Source organism: Streptomyces sp. NPDC006691 (genome assembly GCF_042869955.1).
Classification (GTDB): Bacteria; Actinomycetota; Actinomycetes; order Streptomycetales; family Streptomycetaceae; genus Streptomyces.
In genome coordinates this window covers 629,410-646,188 of sequence record NZ_JBIAGW010000001.1, presented here as the reverse complement: position 1 = coordinate 646,188, position 16,779 = coordinate 629,410, and the positions used below count along the sequence as shown (strand labels likewise).

The 16,779-nt window shown below is 68.4% G+C and carries 14 protein-coding genes and 1 tRNA gene; 9 read left to right on the top strand and 6 right to left on the bottom strand.

Annotated features, from left to right (window positions below):
* Positions 1 to 157: 157 nt before the first annotated feature.
* The 6 genes from rsmG to rpmH form a co-directional block, all read right to left on the bottom strand.
* Positions 158 to 883, bottom strand: coding sequence for a 16S rRNA (guanine(527)-N(7))-methyltransferase RsmG (gene rsmG, locus ACFYNP_RS02890; RefSeq protein ID WP_388413999.1), 726 nt, complete (start codon positions 881 to 883; stop codon positions 158 to 160).
* A gap of 110 nt (positions 884 to 993) precedes the next feature.
* Positions 994 to 1,503 carry a R3H domain-containing nucleic acid-binding protein gene (locus ACFYNP_RS02885; RefSeq protein ID WP_100575620.1) on the bottom strand — a complete coding sequence of 170 codons (510 nt, stop codon included), beginning with the start codon at positions 1,501 to 1,503 and terminating at the stop codon, positions 994 to 996.
* Between the two features lie 14 nt (positions 1,504 to 1,517).
* Positions 1,518 to 2,807, bottom strand: coding sequence for a membrane protein insertase YidC (yidC, locus tag ACFYNP_RS02880; protein ID WP_388413996.1), 1,290 nt, complete (start codon positions 2,805 to 2,807; stop codon positions 1,518 to 1,520).
* A gap of 3 nt (positions 2,808 to 2,810) precedes the next feature.
* The gene (gene yidD / locus ACFYNP_RS02875; RefSeq protein ID WP_078966182.1) at positions 2,811 to 3,146 is read right to left on the bottom strand and encodes a membrane protein insertion efficiency factor YidD; all 336 of its coding nucleotides are present in this window, start codon (positions 3,144 to 3,146) and stop codon (positions 2,811 to 2,813) included.
* Positions 3,143 to 3,514, bottom strand: a complete 372-nt coding sequence (rnpA, locus tag ACFYNP_RS02870) for a ribonuclease P protein component (RefSeq protein WP_100575618.1) — start codon at positions 3,512 to 3,514, stop codon at positions 3,143 to 3,145. The genes yidD and rnpA overlap by 4 nt, the downstream gene beginning before the upstream one ends.
* A gap of 18 nt (positions 3,515 to 3,532) precedes the next feature.
* The gene (gene rpmH / locus ACFYNP_RS02865) at positions 3,533 to 3,670 is read right to left on the bottom strand and encodes a 50S ribosomal protein L34 (RefSeq protein WP_006381191.1); all 138 of its coding nucleotides are present in this window, start codon (positions 3,668 to 3,670) and stop codon (positions 3,533 to 3,535) included.
* 381 nt (positions 3,671 to 4,051) lie between these two features.
* Between rpmH and dnaA the strand changes: the two genes are divergently transcribed.
* From dnaA to ACFYNP_RS02820, 9 genes are all read left to right on the top strand, one after another.
* Positions 4,052 to 5,869, top strand: a complete 1,818-nt coding sequence (gene dnaA, locus ACFYNP_RS02860) for a chromosomal replication initiator protein DnaA (RefSeq protein ID WP_388413992.1) — start codon at positions 4,052 to 4,054, stop codon at positions 5,867 to 5,869.
* A 936-nt stretch (positions 5,870 to 6,805) separates the two neighbouring features.
* Positions 6,806 to 7,936 carry a DNA polymerase III subunit beta gene (gene dnaN / locus ACFYNP_RS02855; RefSeq protein WP_388413989.1) on the top strand — a complete coding sequence of 377 codons (1,131 nt, stop codon included), beginning with the start codon at positions 6,806 to 6,808 and terminating at the stop codon, positions 7,934 to 7,936.
* Positions 7,937 to 8,066: 130 nt separating this feature from the next.
* Positions 8,067 to 8,942 (top strand): phosphogluconate dehydrogenase (NAD(+)-dependent, decarboxylating), encoded by an 876-nt coding sequence (gene gnd, locus ACFYNP_RS02850; protein ID WP_388413986.1) that lies wholly within the window; start codon positions 8,067 to 8,069, stop codon positions 8,940 to 8,942.
* Positions 8,943 to 8,984: 42 nt separating this feature from the next.
* The gene (gene recF, locus ACFYNP_RS02845; RefSeq protein WP_388413984.1) at positions 8,985 to 10,106 is read left to right on the top strand and encodes a DNA replication/repair protein RecF; all 1,122 of its coding nucleotides are present in this window, start codon (positions 8,985 to 8,987) and stop codon (positions 10,104 to 10,106) included.
* Complete coding sequence (locus tag ACFYNP_RS02840; RefSeq protein ID WP_388781980.1) at positions 10,103 to 10,645, top strand: DUF721 domain-containing protein; 543 nt, start codon at positions 10,103 to 10,105, stop codon at positions 10,643 to 10,645. Before recF ends, ACFYNP_RS02840 begins: the two co-directional genes overlap by 4 nt.
* Before the next feature lie 399 nt (positions 10,646 to 11,044).
* A complete protein-coding gene (gene gyrB / locus ACFYNP_RS02835; RefSeq protein ID WP_388781977.1) occupies positions 11,045 to 13,108 on the top strand; it encodes a DNA topoisomerase (ATP-hydrolyzing) subunit B in 2,064 nt (687 codons plus the stop codon).
* Between the two features lie 44 nt (positions 13,109 to 13,152).
* Positions 13,153 to 15,768: a DNA gyrase subunit A gene (gene gyrA / locus ACFYNP_RS02830; RefSeq protein ID WP_100575611.1), complete on the top strand. Its 2,616-nt coding sequence runs from the start codon at positions 13,153 to 13,155 to the stop codon at positions 15,766 to 15,768.
* A gap of 87 nt (positions 15,769 to 15,855) precedes the next feature.
* Positions 15,856 to 16,407 carry a DUF3566 domain-containing protein gene (locus tag ACFYNP_RS02825; RefSeq protein ID WP_388781974.1) on the top strand — a complete coding sequence of 184 codons (552 nt, stop codon included), beginning with the start codon at positions 15,856 to 15,858 and terminating at the stop codon, positions 16,405 to 16,407.
* 97 nt (positions 16,408 to 16,504) lie between these two features.
* A tRNA-Ile gene (locus ACFYNP_RS02820) sits at positions 16,505 to 16,578 on the top strand.
* The last annotated feature ends 201 nt before the right edge of the window (positions 16,579 to 16,779 follow it).

Genomic DNA, 16,779 nt, shown 5'->3' with positions numbered 1-16,779 from the left:
GCCGCGGCTGATGATTCCATGCAGCAGTGAGCGACGTTTCACGTGAAACACGATGCATCCGCGCTACCGAGAGACCGTTACGACACTCCGAAATGCGTACGTATACGGCCTTCTATGGACCATTTGTCCACGTAACACCCGATACCGTGAGCCGAGTTCAGCGGCGACGTCGGGTCCGGCTCGTCCGGGCGGCCTTGGCGCGCTTCGCGGCGAACCGCACACCGCCCGGGCTCTCGCCCACCTCGACCCGTACGACCGTGGAGAGCGGGTCCACCACGCCCTCGCCCACATGCAGCACCGTCGTCTCCACCACACCGAGCTTGCTCAGCGCGGCGCGGGCACCGACGATCTCCTCCTCGGCCGTGTCGCCCTTGAGCGCCAGCATCTCGCCGTAGGGGCGCAGCAACGGAACGCCCCAGCCGGCCAGCCGGTCGAGCGGGGCCACCGCGCGGGCGGTCACCACATGGACCGGAGTGACCTTGCCCAGCATCTCCTCGGCCCGGCCGCGCACCACGGTGACATGGTCGAGGCCGAGCAGCTCCACGACCTCCTGGAGGAAGTTGGTACGCCGCAGCAACGGTTCGAGGAGCGTGATCTTCAGGTCCGGCCGCACCAGCGCCAGCGGGATACCGGGCAGCCCCGCCCCCGAGCCGACGTCGCAGACCGTGACGCCCTCCGGCACCACCTCGGAGAGCACCGCGCAGTTGAGCAGATGCCGCTCCCACAGGCGCGGTACCTCGCGCGGGCCGATCAGACCTCGCTTGACCCCCGCATCCGCGAGCAGCTCCGCATACCGCACGGCCTCGGGGAAGAACTCCCCGAAAACCTCCCGCGCCTCATCGGGCGCCGGGGGAAGCTCCGCTGCTGCCTCTGCCTCCGTCACGGGGACCGTCCTTCCCTACCTATGCGTGACCGCACTCCGGCGGCTGACTATCAGGCTGACAAAGATCGGCCCCGCCTGCGAACAGACGGGGCCGACGAAGCAATGACCGCTCAGGCGGGCAGTACGACGACGAAGCGCTGGGGCTCCTCGCCCTCCGACTCGCTGCGCAGTCCCGCGGCCGCGACGGCGTCGTGCACGACCTTGCGCTCGAACGGCGTCATCGGGTCCAGCTTCACCGGTGCACCGGTGCTCTTGACCTCGTCCGCGGCCTTGGCGCCCAGCTCGGCGAGCTCCGTGCGCTTCTTGGCGCGGTAGCCGCCGATGTCCAGCATCAGCCGGCTGCGGTCGCCGGTCTCGCGGTGCACGGCCAGGCGCGTGAGCTCCTGGAGAGCCTCAAGCACCTCGCCGTCACGGCCGACGAGCTTCTGCAGGTCGCGTCCGCTGTCGCTGATGATCGAGACCGCGGCCCGGTCCGCCTCGACGTCCATGTCGATGTCGCCGTCGAGGTCGGCGATGTCAAGCAGGCCCTCAAGGTAATCGGCGGCGATCTCCCCTTCCTGCTCCAGGCGGGAGAGGGTGTCGACGCCCTCAGCGGCCGGGGAGGTGGTGCCTTCCGTCACGGATGGACTCCTTCTTACTTCTTGGTCGGGTGCTTGGGCCGCTGCTGACCCTTGCGCTGACCCGACTTGGCTCGTGCCTGGCCCGCGGTGGGCTTGCCCTGCTTCGGCTTGGTGTCCTGCTTGGGCTTGGCATCCTGCGGCGCGGCCTGCTTCTCCGCGGGCGCCGCATCCGAGGTCTCGGCGGCGTCCTTGGTCAGCGAGGTCTTCGCGGCCGCGTCGTCCTGCTGGACCGCACCGGCCTGGCGCTGCGCCTTGGTCTGCCGCTTGGGCTGCTGGCGCTTGGGAGCCGCGCCCTCGGCTTCGAGCAGCGCCGTGTCGCTCTTCACCACGGAACCGTCGGCCTGAGCCGCGTAACCCTGCTTGGAGAGTCCGGTGATGAACTTGCGCTCGTTGTCGTTGCGGTCCGGGCCCTTGGCCACGATCGCCTGCACGATGGTGCGGCGCTTCTTGCCGCGTACCTCGCCGTGCGTGTTGACGCTCTTGATCAGGCGGTCCAGGTAGTGCTCCTGGGCCTTGGAGCCCGGCGTCGGGTTCTGGTTGATGACGTACATCTGCTGGCCCATGGTCCACACGTTGGTGGTCAGCCAGTAGACGAGGACACCGACGGGGAAGTTGATGCCCATCACGGCGAACATGACCGGGAAGACGTACATCAGCATCTTCTGCTGCTGCATGAACGGCGTCTTGACCGTCAGGTCCACGTTCTTCGTCATCAGCTGGCGCTGGGTGAAGAACTGCGAGGCCGACATCATCACGATCATGATCGCGGTGACGACGCGGACATCGGTCAGCGAGGCACCGAGGCTCTCGACCTTGGAGGCGCTGTCCATGAACTTCGCGGCCAGCGGGGCACCGACGATGTGGGCCTTCTGGGCGCTCTCCAGCAGCGGCTGGTTGATGACGCCGATGGTCTTGCCGTTGGCGATGCCGGCGAGCACGTGGTACAGCGCGAAGAAGAACGGCGACTGCGCGAGGATCGGCAGGCACGAGGAGAGCGGGTTGGTGCCCGTCTCCTTGTACAGCTTCATCATCTCTTCGGACTGACGCTGCTTGTCGCTCTTGTAGCGCTCCTGGATCGCCTTCATCTTCGGCTGGAGCGCCTGCATGTTCCGGGTCGACTTGATCTGCTTCACGAAGAGCGGGATCAGGCAGATACGGATCAGCACCACGAGGGACACGATCGACAGGCCCCAGGCCCAGCCCGTGTCCGGCCCGAAGATCGCGCCGTACAACTTGTGGAACTGGACGATGACCCAGGAAACAGGCCAGGTGATAAAGCTGAACAGACTGGCAATCGTGTCCACTAATCAGGCTCCTTGAGCATTGGGCGGGGTCTCTGCGGCCGGGCTTGTCTCGGTCTCAGCGGCGGACTGCCCGCCCTTGTCACCTCGCCAGGCAGCGCGCAGCGCCTCGTGCCACCGAGGTCGCTTGCGCTCCGGCACGTAGTCCACGCCACCGGGCGACCACGGATTGCACCGCAGAATGCGCCAGGCGGTCAGGGCGGTGCCTTTGACGGCACCGTGCCGGTCGATCGCCGTATATCCATAGTGGGAACACGACGGGTAGTACCGGCAGACGGGCCCCAGAAGTGGGCTGATCGTCCACTGGTACAGCTTGATCAGGGCCAGCAGCGGGTACTTCATCGCGCGCCCCCTCCCAGTAGCCGCGCGAGGGCGGCGTCCAGGTCTCGGGCCAGCTGTGCATGGTCTGCATCGCCCGCACCGGGCAATGCCCGTACGACAACCAGGCTACCGGGGGGCAACTGAGGCAGCCGTTCGCGCATGAGGTGGCGAAGCCTGCGCTTCACCAGATTGCGGACGACAGCCACGCCGACGGCCTTGCTGACAACGAAACCCGCACGCGTCGGGGGAGCGCTCTCCCCAGGCGCATGCGGGTCCGTTGTACCGCTGCGTAGATGGACGACGAGGAGCGGGCGACCGGCCCGGCGTCCTCGGCGTACCGCGGTCGCGAAGTCCTCGCGCCGCCTCAGCCGATTCTCGGTAGGCAGCACGTCATGACCTTTTGCTGTTTACGCGGACAGGCTCGCGCGACCCTTGCCACGGCGGTTCGCGAGAATCGCGCGGCCGGCGCGGGTACGCATCCGCAGGCGGAAGCCGTGGGTCTTGGCGCGGCGACGGTTGTTCGGCTGGAAGGTGCGCTTGCTCACTCGGGGGCTCCAGAAATGATTCGTTGGCGGCGGGACATCGCCTGGCTGTCACCGTGCGCCCACGAGTAGCTCGCGTATACGCCCGTGTGCACCGCTTCACGATCACAGATCGTGATCTTTGCCCATCGGAGGCAGGCGGCAGCAGCCATCGACAACTCGACCTGGTTACGGTACGCGCGGCTACGCCATCCGGTCAAACCGGGGTCTCGCCGGGCCCCGGTATGCACAGGCTGTGGACAACAACTTGAACCACGTCAGTCGGCCCGACTACCGTGGCTGAACTCCCGGTCTTTTCCCGTTGTGTCCTTGCCTGTCTGTCTGTGCCATCCCATCCCGTCCCGAGAACCACACATTCGTGGGACCTGCGAGAGAGCGTGCCCTGTGGCTGATGTACCTGCCGATCTTGCCGCAGTGTGGCCACGAGTGCTGGAGCATCTCCTCGGGGAGGGGCAGCAGGGCATCGAGCCCAAGGACAAGCAGTGGATCGAGCGCTGCCAGCCGCTCGCACTGGTGGCCGACACCGCGTTGCTCGCCGTCCCCAACGAGTGGGGCAAGCGCGTTCTGGAGGGCCGGCTCGCCCCGCTGATCAGCGAGACGCTGAGCCGCGAGTGCGGCCGCACCATCCGCATCGCGATCACCGTCGACGACTCGGTGGGCGAGCCCTCCCCGCCCGCCCCCCAGCAGCAGCCCTCCCAGCAGCCGCGCTACCAGGACGACCCCTACGGCCGGCCCTCCGACGACGGCCTGCCGACGGCCCGCCCCGCCTACCCCGGCGAGTACCAGCAGCGCGCGGAGCCCGGCGCCTGGCCGCGCGCCCAGGAGGACCTGTGGCAGCAGCCCCGCCTCGGCGGCTTCCAGGACCGCGACTCCTCGGGCGAGCAGTGGCGCGAGCCCTACGGCGGCGCCCGCCCGCAGCAGCCCCAGCACGACTACCGCTCGCCCCCGCCGCCCGAGCGCGGCCAGTACGACCAGGACCACAACCCGTACGACCAGGGCCGGGGCTCCTACGAGCAGCCCAAGCCGCAGCCGTACGAGCAGCAGCGGCACGAGCAGCGCTCCGAGCGGCGCGAGCTGCCGGACGGGCAGCCCCCGCAGCGCGGCGGCTCCGGCCACCTCGCGCCGTCGCCGTCCGGGCAGGCGCCCGCGCAGGGCGGTCCGGGCGAGCCGCACGCGCGGCTGAACCCGAAGTACCTCTTCGACACCTTCGTCATCGGCTCGTCGAACCGGTTCGCGCACGCCGCGGCCGTCGCGGTCGCCGAGGCGCCGGCCAAGGCGTACAACCCCCTCTTCATCTATGGGGAGTCGGGCCTCGGCAAGACGCACCTGCTGCACGCGATCGGGCACTACGCGCGCAGCCTCTACCCCGGCACGCGGGTGCGGTACGTGAGCTCCGAGGAGTTCACCAACGAGTTCATCAACTCGATCCGCGACGGCAAGGGCGACACCTTTCGCAAGCGGTACCGCGATGTCGACATCCTTCTGGTGGACGACATCCAGTTCCTGGCGAGCAAGGAGTCGACGCAGGAGGAGTTCTTCCACACCTTCAACACGCTGCACAACGCCAACAAGCAGATCGTGCTGTCCTCGGACCGGCCGCCCAAGCAGCTGATGACCCTGGAGGACCGGCTGCGCAACCGCTTCGAGTGGGGTCTGACCACCGATGTGCAGCCGCCCGAGCTGGAGACGCGCATCGCGATCCTCCGCAAGAAGGCGGTGCAGGAGCAGCTCAACGCCCCGCCGGAGGTACTGGAGTTCATCGCGTCCCGGATCTCGCGGAACATCCGTGAGCTGGAGGGCGCGCTGATCCGGGTCACCGCGTTCGCCTCGCTGAACCGGCAGCCGGTGGACCTGGGGCTCACCGAGATCGTCCTCAAGGACCTGATCCCCGGCGGCGAGGACGCGGCCCCGGAGATCACCGCGAGCGCCATCATGGCGGCGACCGCCGACTACTTCGGTCTGACGGTGGAGGACCTCTGCGGATCCTCGCGCAGCCGCGTGCTGGTGACGGCCCGCCAGATCGCGATGTATCTGTGCCGGGAACTCACCGATCTCTCGCTGCCCAAGATCGGGGCGCAGTTCGGCGGCCGTGACCACACGACGGTGATGCACGCCGACCGCAAGATCCGCGCCCTGATGGCGGAGCGCCGCTCCATCTACAACCAGGTCACCGAGCTCACCAACCGCATCAAGAACGGCTGACGCGGCCGGCACGGCCACCCCGAAGGGCGCCCAGGGATCGATTCTCCGGGCGCCCTTCGGCGTTCCCGGGCCCGGTTCCGGGCTTGTGGGGAACCTCCTGAGGGCCCAGGAACGGCTCTGACAGGGCTCCGCGGGGCCCCGGAATCCGTGCGTACGACGGCGAAGGGAGCGTGCGTACGACGTCGGCGAAGCCGCCGGTGTTCGAATACCGGCTGGTCAGAGGGGATTCTCCACAGATCCGGGGACTTTCTTCCGTCCACACCCTGGGGACCGCGAAGTTGTCCAGATTGCTTCCACAGGCGCCACGACTGATACTCCATCACCCCAGGTCAACAGCCTGTGGATTTGTGGGCATCGCTGCTCCACAGCTTGTGGACGAATCCTCTGTCCACAGCCTGTGGGCGAAGTTTTCCACCGGCGGCCCACAGGTCTTGATCCGTTGTCCCCAGCTTCTCCACAGCCCTGTCCACTGTTCGGCAACGAAACGCCCGGGGTCACCGGGGCGAGTGAAAGCCGTCACACGAAGGAGACGGGTTGGGCTGTGGGGAACCGGGGTAAAGCTGGGGACAGGGCTGGGGAGAACTACCCCTGTCCTGTGCACGGGATGTGCAGAACTTTCGGGCGTCCACAGAAACCCCGGGTTGTCCACCGGTGCCACCCACAGGGGCAGTGGACAAAAAAGTGGGTTTGACCTGCGCAAACGGGGTTATCCACGGTTTCCACAGGCCCTACTACTACTCCCACTTAGAGTTAGCTGGGAATCCGTTTCGAAGTGGGGCCTGTGCACAACTGGCCGCCGGAGCTCCCGACACCGCTCGACGCGACTTGACCCCGACGCGCACCGACTGTCAGCGGCGTACGTCAGACTGGTCCCCGGCGATACAGCCGACGACGAAAGCCAGCAGGGCGAGCCAGCAACAGCAGGAGGCGGTTCCGGTGAAGATCCGGGTGGAGCGCGATGTACTCGCGGAGGCGGTGGCCTGGGTGGCCCGCAGCCTCCCGGCCCGTCCGCCCGCGCCCGTACTCGCGGGCCTTCTTCTGAAGGCGGAGGACGGCGCGCTCAGCTTCTCCAGCTTCGACTACGAGGTCTCGGCGCGGGTCTCCGTCGATGCCGAGGTCGACGAGGACGGCACGGTGCTCGTCTCCGGCCGTCTGCTCGCCGACATCTGCCGCGCCCTGCCCAACCGGCCGGTGGAGATTTCCACAGACGGTGTACGGGCGACGGTGGTCTGCGGCTCCTCCCGCTTCACCCTCCACACCCTTCCGGTGGAGGAGTACCCGGCGCTGCCGCAGATGCCGAGCGCCACGGGCACCGTTCCCGGTGAGGTCTTCGCCTCCGCCGCCGCCCAGGTGGCCATCGCGGCCGGCCGGGACGACACCCTGCCGGTGCTCACCGGTGTGCGCATCGAGATCGAGGGCGACACGGTCACCCTCGCCTCCACCGACCGCTACCGCTTCGCGGTCCGCGAGTTCCTGTGGAAGCCGGAGAACCCGGACGCCTCCGCGGTCGCCCTGGTCCCCGCCAAGACGCTCCTGGACACCGCCAAGGCGCTCACGAGCGGCGACACGGTCACCCTGGCGCTCTCGGGCTCCGGTGCCGGTGAGGGTCTGATCGGTTTCGAAGGCGCCGGCCGCCGCACGACCACACGTCTTCTTGAGGGCGACCTGCCGAAGTACCGGACTCTTTTCCCCACCGAGTTCAACTCGGTGGCGGTGATCGAGACCGCGCCGTTCGTCGAGGCCGTCAAGCGCGTGTCCCTGGTGGCCGAGCGCAACACCCCGGTGCGGCTCAGCTTCGAGCAGGGCGTCCTCATCCTGGAAGCCGGTTCCAGCGACGACGCACAGGCTGTGGAAAGGGTCGACGCCAACCTGGAGGGCGACGACATCTCGATCGCCTTCAACCCGACCTTCCTGCTCGACGGCCTGAGCGCCATCGACTCGCCGGTCGCCCAGCTCGCCTTCACCACCTCGACCAAGCCGGCCCTGCTCAGCGGCAAGCCCGCGCTGGACGCCGAGGCGGACGACGCGTACAAGTACCTGATCATGCCGGTGCGCCTGTCCGGCTGAGTGGCTTGAGGACGTGCGTCCCGGGCACCCGGGGCGTACGTCTGAGCGGCTGACCCCGCAGGTGTGTACCAGGGTCCCGGCGTAGGCTCGGACGTGGGTACGAAACGCCACAACGTCAAAGGATCATGTGATGGAGCTCGGTCTCGTCGGCCTCGGCAAGATGGGCGGCAACATGCGCGAGCGCATCCGCCGCGCAGGCCACACCGTCATCGGTTACGACCGCAACCCGGACGTCGCTGATGTCCACAGCCTCAAGGAGCTTGTGGACAGTCTCAAGGGACCGCGCGTGGTGTGGGTGATGGTCCCCGCCGGTGCCGCGACGCAGTCCACGATCGATGAACTCGGCGAGCTCCTGTCCCCCGGCGACGTCGTCGTGGACGGCGGCAACTCCCGCTGGACGGACGACGAGAAGCACGCCGTCGAGCTGGGCATCAAGGACATCGGCTTCGTCGACTGCGGTGTCTCCGGCGGCGTCTGGGGCCTGGAGAACGGCTACGCGCTGATGTACGGCGGCACCGCCGACAACATCGCCAAGGTCCAGCCGATCTTCGACGCGCTGAAGCCCGAGGGCGACTTCGGCGCGGTGCACGCGGGCAAGGTCGGCGCCGGCCACTTCTCGAAGATGGTCCACAACGGCATCGAGTACGCCATGATGCAGGCCTACGCCGAGGGCTGGGAGCTCCTGGAGAAGGTCGACTCCGTCACCGACGTCCGCGAGGTGTTCCGCAGCTGGCAGGAGGGCACGGTCATCCGTTCCTGGCTGCTGGACCTCGCGGTCAACGCCCTGGACGACGACGAGCACCTCGACAAGCTCAAGGGCTTCGCGCAGGACTCCGGCGAGGGCCGGTGGACGGTGGAGGCGGCCATCGACAACGCCGTGCCGCTGCCCGCGATCACCGCGTCGCTGTTCGCCCGTTTCGCGTCCCGTCAGGACGACTCCCCGCAGATGAAGATGATCGCCGCGCTGCGCAACCAGTTCGGCGGCCACGCGGTCGAGTCCAAGTAGCCGCAAAGAGCAGTAGGTAAGCCGGGGGAGGTCGGCGACACCATGCACGTCACCCATCTCTCGCTGGCCGACTTCCGCTCGTACGCCCGGGTCGAGGTTCCGCTCGACCCGGGCGTCACCGCTTTCGTGGGCGCCAACGGCCAGGGCAAGACCAATCTGGTCGAAGCCGTCGGCTACCTCGCCTCGCTCGGCAGCCACCGGGTCTCCTCGGACGCGCCGCTGGTGCGCATGGGCGCCGAGCGGGCCGTGATCCGCGCGGCCGTGACCCAGGGCGAGCGCTCCCAGCTGATCGAGCTCGAACTGAACCCGGGCCGCGCCAACCGGGCCCGTATTAACAGGTCCTCGCAGGTCAGACCCCGCGATGTGCTGGGGATCGTGCGGACCGTCCTGTTCGCGCCCGAGGATCTGGCGCTGGTCAAGGGCGACCCGGGCGAGCGGCGCCGCTTCCTCGACGAGCTGATCACCGCGCGCTCGCCCCGGATGGCGGCCGTACGGTCCGACTACGAGCGCGTCCTCAAGCAGCGCAACACCCTCCTGAAGTCCGCCGCGATGGCCCGTCGGCACGGCGGCCGCGGCATGGACCTGTCGACGCTCGACGTCTGGGACCAGCACCTCGCCCAGGCCGGTGCCGAGCTGCTCGCCCAGCGCCTCGACCTGATCGCGGCGCTCCAGCCGCTGGCCGACAAGGCGTACGAGCAACTGGCGCCGGGCGGCGGCCCGTTGGCCCTGGAGTACAAGCCGTCCGCGCCCGGCACCGGGCACACCCGCGAGGAGCTGTACGAACAGCTCATCGCGGCTTTCGCGGAGGTGCGCAAGCAGGAGATCGAGCGCGGTGTGACGCTGGCCGGGCCGCACCGCGACGACCTGCTGCTGCGTCTGGGCGACCTGCCGGCCAAGGGCTACGCGAGCCACGGCGAGTCCTGGTCGTACGCGCTGGCGCTGCGGCTCGCCTCGTACGATCTGCTGCGCGCCGAGGGAAATGAGCCGGTCCTCGTACTCGACGACGTGTTCGCCGAGCTGGACGCCAGGCGGCGCGACCGCCTCGCGGAGCTGGTCGCCCCGGGCGAGCAGGTCCTGGTGACGGCCGCGGTGGACGACGACGTGCCGGGGATCCTCGCGGGCGCCCGGTACGAGGTCGCGGCGGGCGAGGTGGCGCGGGTATGAGCGAGGCAGCGCCGGGCGCCGAGCAGCCGAAGGTGCCGGAGGCCTCCGGCATCGATCTGGCACGGGTCGCGCTGCGCGCGGCCAGGGAGCAGGCCAGGGCGCGCGGTGAGGCCGCGCAGCAGCGGCACCAGGCGCGCAGGGGCGGCGGGCTGCGCTCCGGTGCCCGGGCGGACGGGCGCGATCCGCTGCCGCTCGGCGCCGCCATCAACCGGCTGATCAGCGAGAGCGGCTGGGAGACGCCGACGGCGGTGGCCGGAGTGCTCGGCCGCTGGCCGGAGATCGTCGGCGAGGAGCTCGCCAACCACACGGTCCCGGGTCCGTACGACAAGGAGGACAAGGTCCTCGTCGTGCGCTGCGACTCGACGTCCTGGGCGACCCAGCTGCGGCTGCTCGCACCCCAGCTGGTGGCGCGCATCAACGCCGATCTCGGCCACGGCACGGTCCGGCTGATCAAGGTCTACGGCCCGAGCGGCCCGCCGCAGCGCTACGGCAGACTGCGCGCCCCCGGGAGCACCGGGCCCGGCGACACCTACGGCTGAGCGCAACCCGTGCCGTATGCCATCGCGCGGCCCTGCCCGTACCCCCTGTGACGTGCGAAAACGAGGTGTGGGACGGCTCCGGTGACGGGTGCGGCGCACGAGGCGTCCCTCACCGTAGTCGGAGGTTGACAGGCCGAAGCGCTGAATGCCCGTGTGAGGCTCTTGGGGCCCCTCCCCGGATATGGGGAGTCGGAAGGCGCCCGCCCAGGGCGGCACATGCGGACTCAGGTACCGGCAAACCCCCATTCATGTCGGCGCTACCGGTAGACTGGTCAATAATCCCGCCGTCCTCGCGGGACCCACCGAAAGACGCGGCCGGACGCTTCCCCCTGGGGCAACGCCCGGCGCCGACCATCGCTGAACGACGCAGCCGCCCTTGGCCTTTACAGGGGAAGGCTTGTGCTGTGCCAGAAAGGGCGCTTCGTGGCCGATTCCGGCAACCCCAACGAGAACACCCCGTCCACTGCCGTCGGCGAGAACGGCGAGGTCACCGCCTCGTACGACGCCAGCGCGATTACCGTCCTCGAAGGTCTGGACGCGGTCCGCAAGCGACCCGGCATGTACATCGGCTCGACCGGTGAGCGTGGTCTTCATCACCTCGTGTACGAGGTCGTCGACAACTCCGTCGACGAGGCTCTGGCCGGACACGCGGACACGATCGACGTCACCATCCTCGCGGACGGCGGCGTACGAGTGATCGACAACGGCCGTGGCATCCCCGTGGGCATCATCCCCTCCGAGGGCAAGCCCGCCGTCGAGGTCGTCCTCACCGTCCTGCACGCGGGCGGCAAGTTCGGCGGCGGCGGTTACGCCGTCTCCGGCGGTCTGCACGGTGTCGGTGTGTCCGTCGTGAACGCACTGTCCTCGAAGGTCGCGGTCGACGTCAGGACCGAGGGCTACCGCTGGACCCAGGACTACAAGCTCGGCGTCCCGACCGCGCCCCTGGCCCGCAACGAGGCCGTCGAGGACACGGGCACGTCGGTCACCTTCTGGGCCGACGGCGACATCTTCGAGACCACCGAGTACTCCTTCGAGACGCTGTCGCGGCGCTTCCAGGAGATGGCCTTCCTCAACAAGGGCCTGACCCTGACGCTCACCGACGAGCGCGAGTCGGCCAAGGCGGTCTCGGGCGCGGACTCCGCGGAGGAGGGCGAGGAGCCGCAGCCCCTCTCGGTGACGTACTACTACGAGGGCGGCATCGTCGACTTCGTGAAGTACCTCAACTCGCGCAAGGGCGAGCTGATCCACCCGACCGTGATCGACATCGAGGCCGAGGACAAGGAGCGACTCCTCTCGGCCGAGATCGCGATGCAGTGGAACTCCCAGTACAGCGAGGGCGTTTACTCCTTTGCGAACACCATCCACACGCATGAGGGGGGTACGCATGAGGAGGGATTCCGCGCCGCGCTCACGGGCCTGGTCAACCGGTACGCCCGGGACAAGAAGCTGCTGCGCGAGAAGGACGACAACCTCTCGGGCGAGGATATCCGCGAGGGTCTGACGGCGATCATCTCCGTCAAGCTGGGCGAGCCGCAGTTCGAGGGTCAGACCAAGACCAAGCTGGGCAACACCGAGGCGAAGACGTTCGTCCAGAAGGTGGTGCACGAGCACCTCACCGACTGGTTCGACCGCAACCCCGTCGAGGCCGCGGACATCATCCGCAAGTCCATCCAGGCGCAGACGGCCCGCGTCGCCGCCCGCAAGGCGCGCGACCTGACGCGTCGCAAGGGCCTGCTGGAGTCGGCGTCGCTGCCCGGCAAGCTCTCGGACTGCCAGTCCAACGACCCCACCAAGTGCGAGATCTTCATCGTCGAGGGTGACTCCGCCGGTGGTTCGGCGAAGTCCGGCCGCAACCCGATGTACCAGGCGATCCTGCCCATCCGAGGCAAGATCCTGAACGTCGAGAAGGCGCGGATCGACAAGATCCTGCAGAACACCGAGGTCCAGGCGCTGATCTCGGCGTTCGGTACCGGGGTCCACGAGGACTTCGACATCGAGAAGCTCCGCTATCACAAGATCATCCTGATGGCGGACGCCGACGTCGACGGCCAGCACATCAACACCCTGCTGCTGACCTTCCTGTTCCGCTTCATGCGGCCGCTGGTCGAGGCCGGGCACGTGTACCTGTCGCGTCCCCCGCTCTACAAGATCAAGTGGGGCCGGGACGACTTCGAGTACGCGTACTCGGACCGTGAGCGCGACGCGCTCGTGGAGCTCGGCAAGCAGAACGGCAAGCGGATCCGCGAGGACTCGATCCAGCGCTTCAAGGGTCTTGGCGAGATGAACGCCGAGGAGCTGCGCATCACGACCATGGACGTCGAGCACCGCGTGCTCGGCCAGGTCACCCTGGACGACGCGGCCCAGGCCGACGACCTGTTCTCGGTGCTGATGGGTGAGGACGTCGAAGCCCGGCGCTCCTTCATCCAGCGCAACGCGCGGGACGTCCGCTTCCTCGACATCTGACTCGGTCTGTCGCTGACCGCTTCGAAAGGACTTGAGAACCAGCAATGGCCGACGAGAACACTCCCACGCCCACTGAAGCCGCGGCGGCCGAAGCCGCTGCCGAGGAAGCCCTCGCCCTGCGCATCGAGCCCGTCGGGCTCGAAACGGAGATGCAGCGCTCCTACCTCGACTACGCGATGTCCGTCATCGTCTCGCGTGCGCTGCCGGACGTGCGGGACGGCCTGAAGCCCGTCCACCGCCGCGTCCTGTACGCCATGTACGACGGCGGGTACCGGCCCGAGAAGGGCTTCTACAAGTGTGCCCGCGTCGTCGGTGACGTCATGGGTACCTACCACCCGCACGGCGACTCCTCGATCTACGACGCCCTGGTGCGCCTCGCCCAGCACTGGTCGATGCGCATGCCGCTGGTGGACTCCAACGGCAACTTCGGCTCCCCGGGCAACGACCCGGCTGCCGCCATGCGGTACACCGAGTGCAAGCTCATGCCGCTGGCCATGGAGATGGTCCGGGACATCGACGAGGAGACCGTCGACTTCACGGACAACTACGATGGCCGCAACCAGGAGCCGACGGTCCTGCCGGCGCGCTTCCCGAACCTCCTGGTCAACGGCTCGGCCGGCATCGCGGTCGGCATGGCGACCAACATCCCCCCGCACAACCTGCGCGAGGTCGCCGAAGGCGCCCAGTGGTACCTGGCGAATCCGGAGGCCTCGCACGAGGAGCTCCTGGACGCGCTGATGGAGCGCATCAAGGGCCCCGACTTCCCGACCGGCGCGCTGGTCGTGGGCCGCAAGGGCATCGAGGAGGCGTACCGCACCGGTCGCGGCTCCATCACGATGCGCGCGGTCGTCGCGGTCGAGGAGATCCAGAACCGCCAGTGCCTGGTGGTCACGGAGCTGCCGTACCAGACCAACCCGGACAACCTGGCGCAGAAGATCGCCGACCTGGTCAAGGACGGCAAGGTCGGCGGCATCGCCGACGTCCGTGACGAGACCAGCTCGCGCACCGGTCAGCGCCTGGTGATCGTCCTGAAGCGGGACGCGGTCGCCAAGGTCGTCCTGAACAACCTGTACAAGCACACCGATCTCCAGACCAACTTCGGCGCCAACATGCTGGCGCTGGTGGACGGCGTGCCGCGCACGCTCTCGATCGACGCGTTCATCCGGCACTGGGTGACGCACCAGATCGAGGTCATCGTCCGGCGTACGAAGTTCCGGCTGCGCAAGGCCGAGGAGCGGGCCCACATCCTGCGCGGCCTGCTCAAGGCGCTGGACGCGATCGACGAGGTCATCGCGCTGATCCGGCGCAGCGACACGGTCGACGTGGCGCGCGAGGGCCTGATGGGCCTGCTGTCCATCGACGAGATCCAGGCCAACGCCATCCTTGAGATGCAGCTGCGCCGGCTCGCCGCCCTGGAGCGCCAGAAGATCGTCGCCGAGCACGACGAGCTCCAGGCGAAGATCAACGAGTACAACGCGATCCTCGCCTCGCCCGAGAAGCAGCGCGGGATCGTCAGCGAGGAACTGGCCGCGATCGTCGACAAGTTCGGCGACGACCGCCGCTCGGCCCTGGTGCCGTTCGACGGCGACATGTCCATCGAGGACCTGATCGCCGAAGAGGACATCGTCGTCACCATCACCAACGGCGGCTACGTCAAGCGCACCAAGACCGAGGACTACCGCTCGCAGAAGCGCGGCGGCAAGGGCGTGCGGGGCACCAAGCTGAAGCAGGACGACATCGTCGACCACTTCTTCGTGTCCACCACGCACCACTGGCTGCTGTTCTTCACCAACAAGGGCCGGGTCTACCGGGCCAAGGCGTACGAGCTGCCGGACGCCGGACGGGACGCGCGCGGCCAGCACGTCGCCAACCTCCTGGCCTTCCAGCCGGACGAGAAGATCGCGCAGATCCTCGCGATCCGCGACTACGACGCGGCGCCCTATCTGATCCTGGCCACCAAGGCCGGTCTGGTGAAGAAGACGTCGCTCAAGGACTACGACTCGCCCCGTTCGGGTGGTGTCATCGCCATCAATCTGCGCGAGACCGCGGACGGCGGGGACGACGAACTGATCGGCGCGGAGCTGGTGTCGGCGGACGACGATCTGCTCCTCGTCAGCAAGAAGGCGCAGTCCATCCGCTTCACGGCGACCGACGACGCGCTGCGCCCCATGGGGCGTGCCACGTCCGGCGTCAAGGGCATGAGTTTCCGTGAGGGAGACGAACTGCTCTCGATGAATGTCGTCCGGCCCGGTACGTTCGTCTTCACCGCAACCGATGGCGGGTACGCGAAGCGCACCCCCGTCGACGAGTACCGCGTCCAGGGCCGCGGCGGCCTCGGCATCAAGGCCGCCAAGATCGTGGAGGACCGTGGCTCGCTGGTCGGCGCGCTGGTGGTGGAGGAAACGGACGAAATCCTCGCCATCACTCTCGGCGGCGGTGTGATTCGTACGCGAGTCAACGAGGTCAGGGAGACGGGCCGTGACACCATGGGCGTCCAACTGATCAACCTGGGCAAGCGCGATGCCGTCGTCGGTATCGCCCGTAACGCCGAGGCGGGCAGCGAGGCCGTAGAGGTCGACGGGGCCGACGACGCCGAGGGCGCTACTGCCGAGGCTGCTGCCGAGGGCGTCCAGCCTTCGGCCGGGGAGCACGAGGAGTAAAGCGTGAGTGGAGCCACGGGCGCCGGAGCGGCCGCTTCCGGAGCGAACGGTGCCCGTGGCCCTGCCGCGGACTCCCAGGGGGTAACGGTGACGGAAACCCGGGGCCCACAGGGCCGCGCGGAGTATGAGAGCGGGGCCCTGCCCGGCGAGCGCGAGAAGTCGGCGCACGGCGGTCAGCAGCCCTACCACCCGCCGCAGGCCTACCCGGCGCCGCAGCGCGGCGCCGAGGGCGTGCGGCGGCCGCGCACCGGGGCACGCACCACGCCCCGTACGCGCAAGGCACGGCTGCGGGTGGCCAAGGCCGACCCGTGGTCGGTGATGAAGGTCAGCTTCCTGCTGTCCATCGCGCTGGGCGTCTGCACGGTCGTCGCGGCGGCGGTGCTGTGGATGGTCATGGACGCGATGGGTGTGTTCTCCACGGTCGGCGGCACGATCAGCGAGGCGACCGGCTCGAACGAGTCCAACGGCTTCGACCTCCAGTCGTTCCTGTCGCTGCCGCGGGTGCTGCTCTTCACGTCGATCATCGCGGTGATCGACGTGGTGCTCGCCACGGCGCTGGCGACGCTGGGGGCGTTCATCTACAACCTCTCGGCGGGCTTCGTGGGCGGTGTCGAGCTCACGCTGGCCGAGGACGAGTAGCCGCAGTTCACAGCCGTCCGGCTATCGATTTTGGGACTGGCCGTCCCGTGCGCTAATCTTCAGAGGTCGGCGCGCGGGACATCCCGCAAGACGCGGCGGGGCTATAGCTCAGTTGGTTAGAGCGCATCCCTGATAAGGATGAGGCCACAGGTTCAAATCCTGTTAGCCCCACAGTGACGAAGACCCCCGAGGCGAAAGCCCGGGGGTCTTCGGCGTTTCCGGGGAAGGGGAACGCGGGCCCGCTGCCCCCGGTGGGTGGGGGCCGGCGGATCGCGATGGGTGCGGCGCGCCCCGGGAGCGGGGAGGTGGGGAGCGGAGAGCCGTGATCCGGGGGCCGGTATCCGTCGGCGCTCCCCCGAAGCCAAGGGTCGC

What these genes read in the sequence shown, in the direction of transcription:
- ACFYNP_RS02840 (WP_388781980.1), top strand. Translation starts at nt 10,103, where the DNA reads ATGAGCGAGGCAGCGCCGGGCGCCGAGCAGCCGAAGGTGCCGGAGGCC.
- yidD (WP_078966182.1), bottom strand. Translation starts at nt 3,146, where the DNA reads ATGAAGTACCCGCTGCTGGCCCTGATCAAGCTGTACCAGTGGACGATC.
- gnd (WP_388413986.1), top strand. Translation starts at nt 8,067, where the DNA reads ATGGAGCTCGGTCTCGTCGGCCTCGGCAAGATGGGCGGCAACATGCGC.
- recF (WP_388413984.1), top strand. Translation starts at nt 8,985, where the DNA reads ATGCACGTCACCCATCTCTCGCTGGCCGACTTCCGCTCGTACGCCCGG.
- gyrA (WP_100575611.1), top strand. Translation starts at nt 13,153, where the DNA reads ATGGCCGACGAGAACACTCCCACGCCCACTGAAGCCGCGGCGGCCGAA.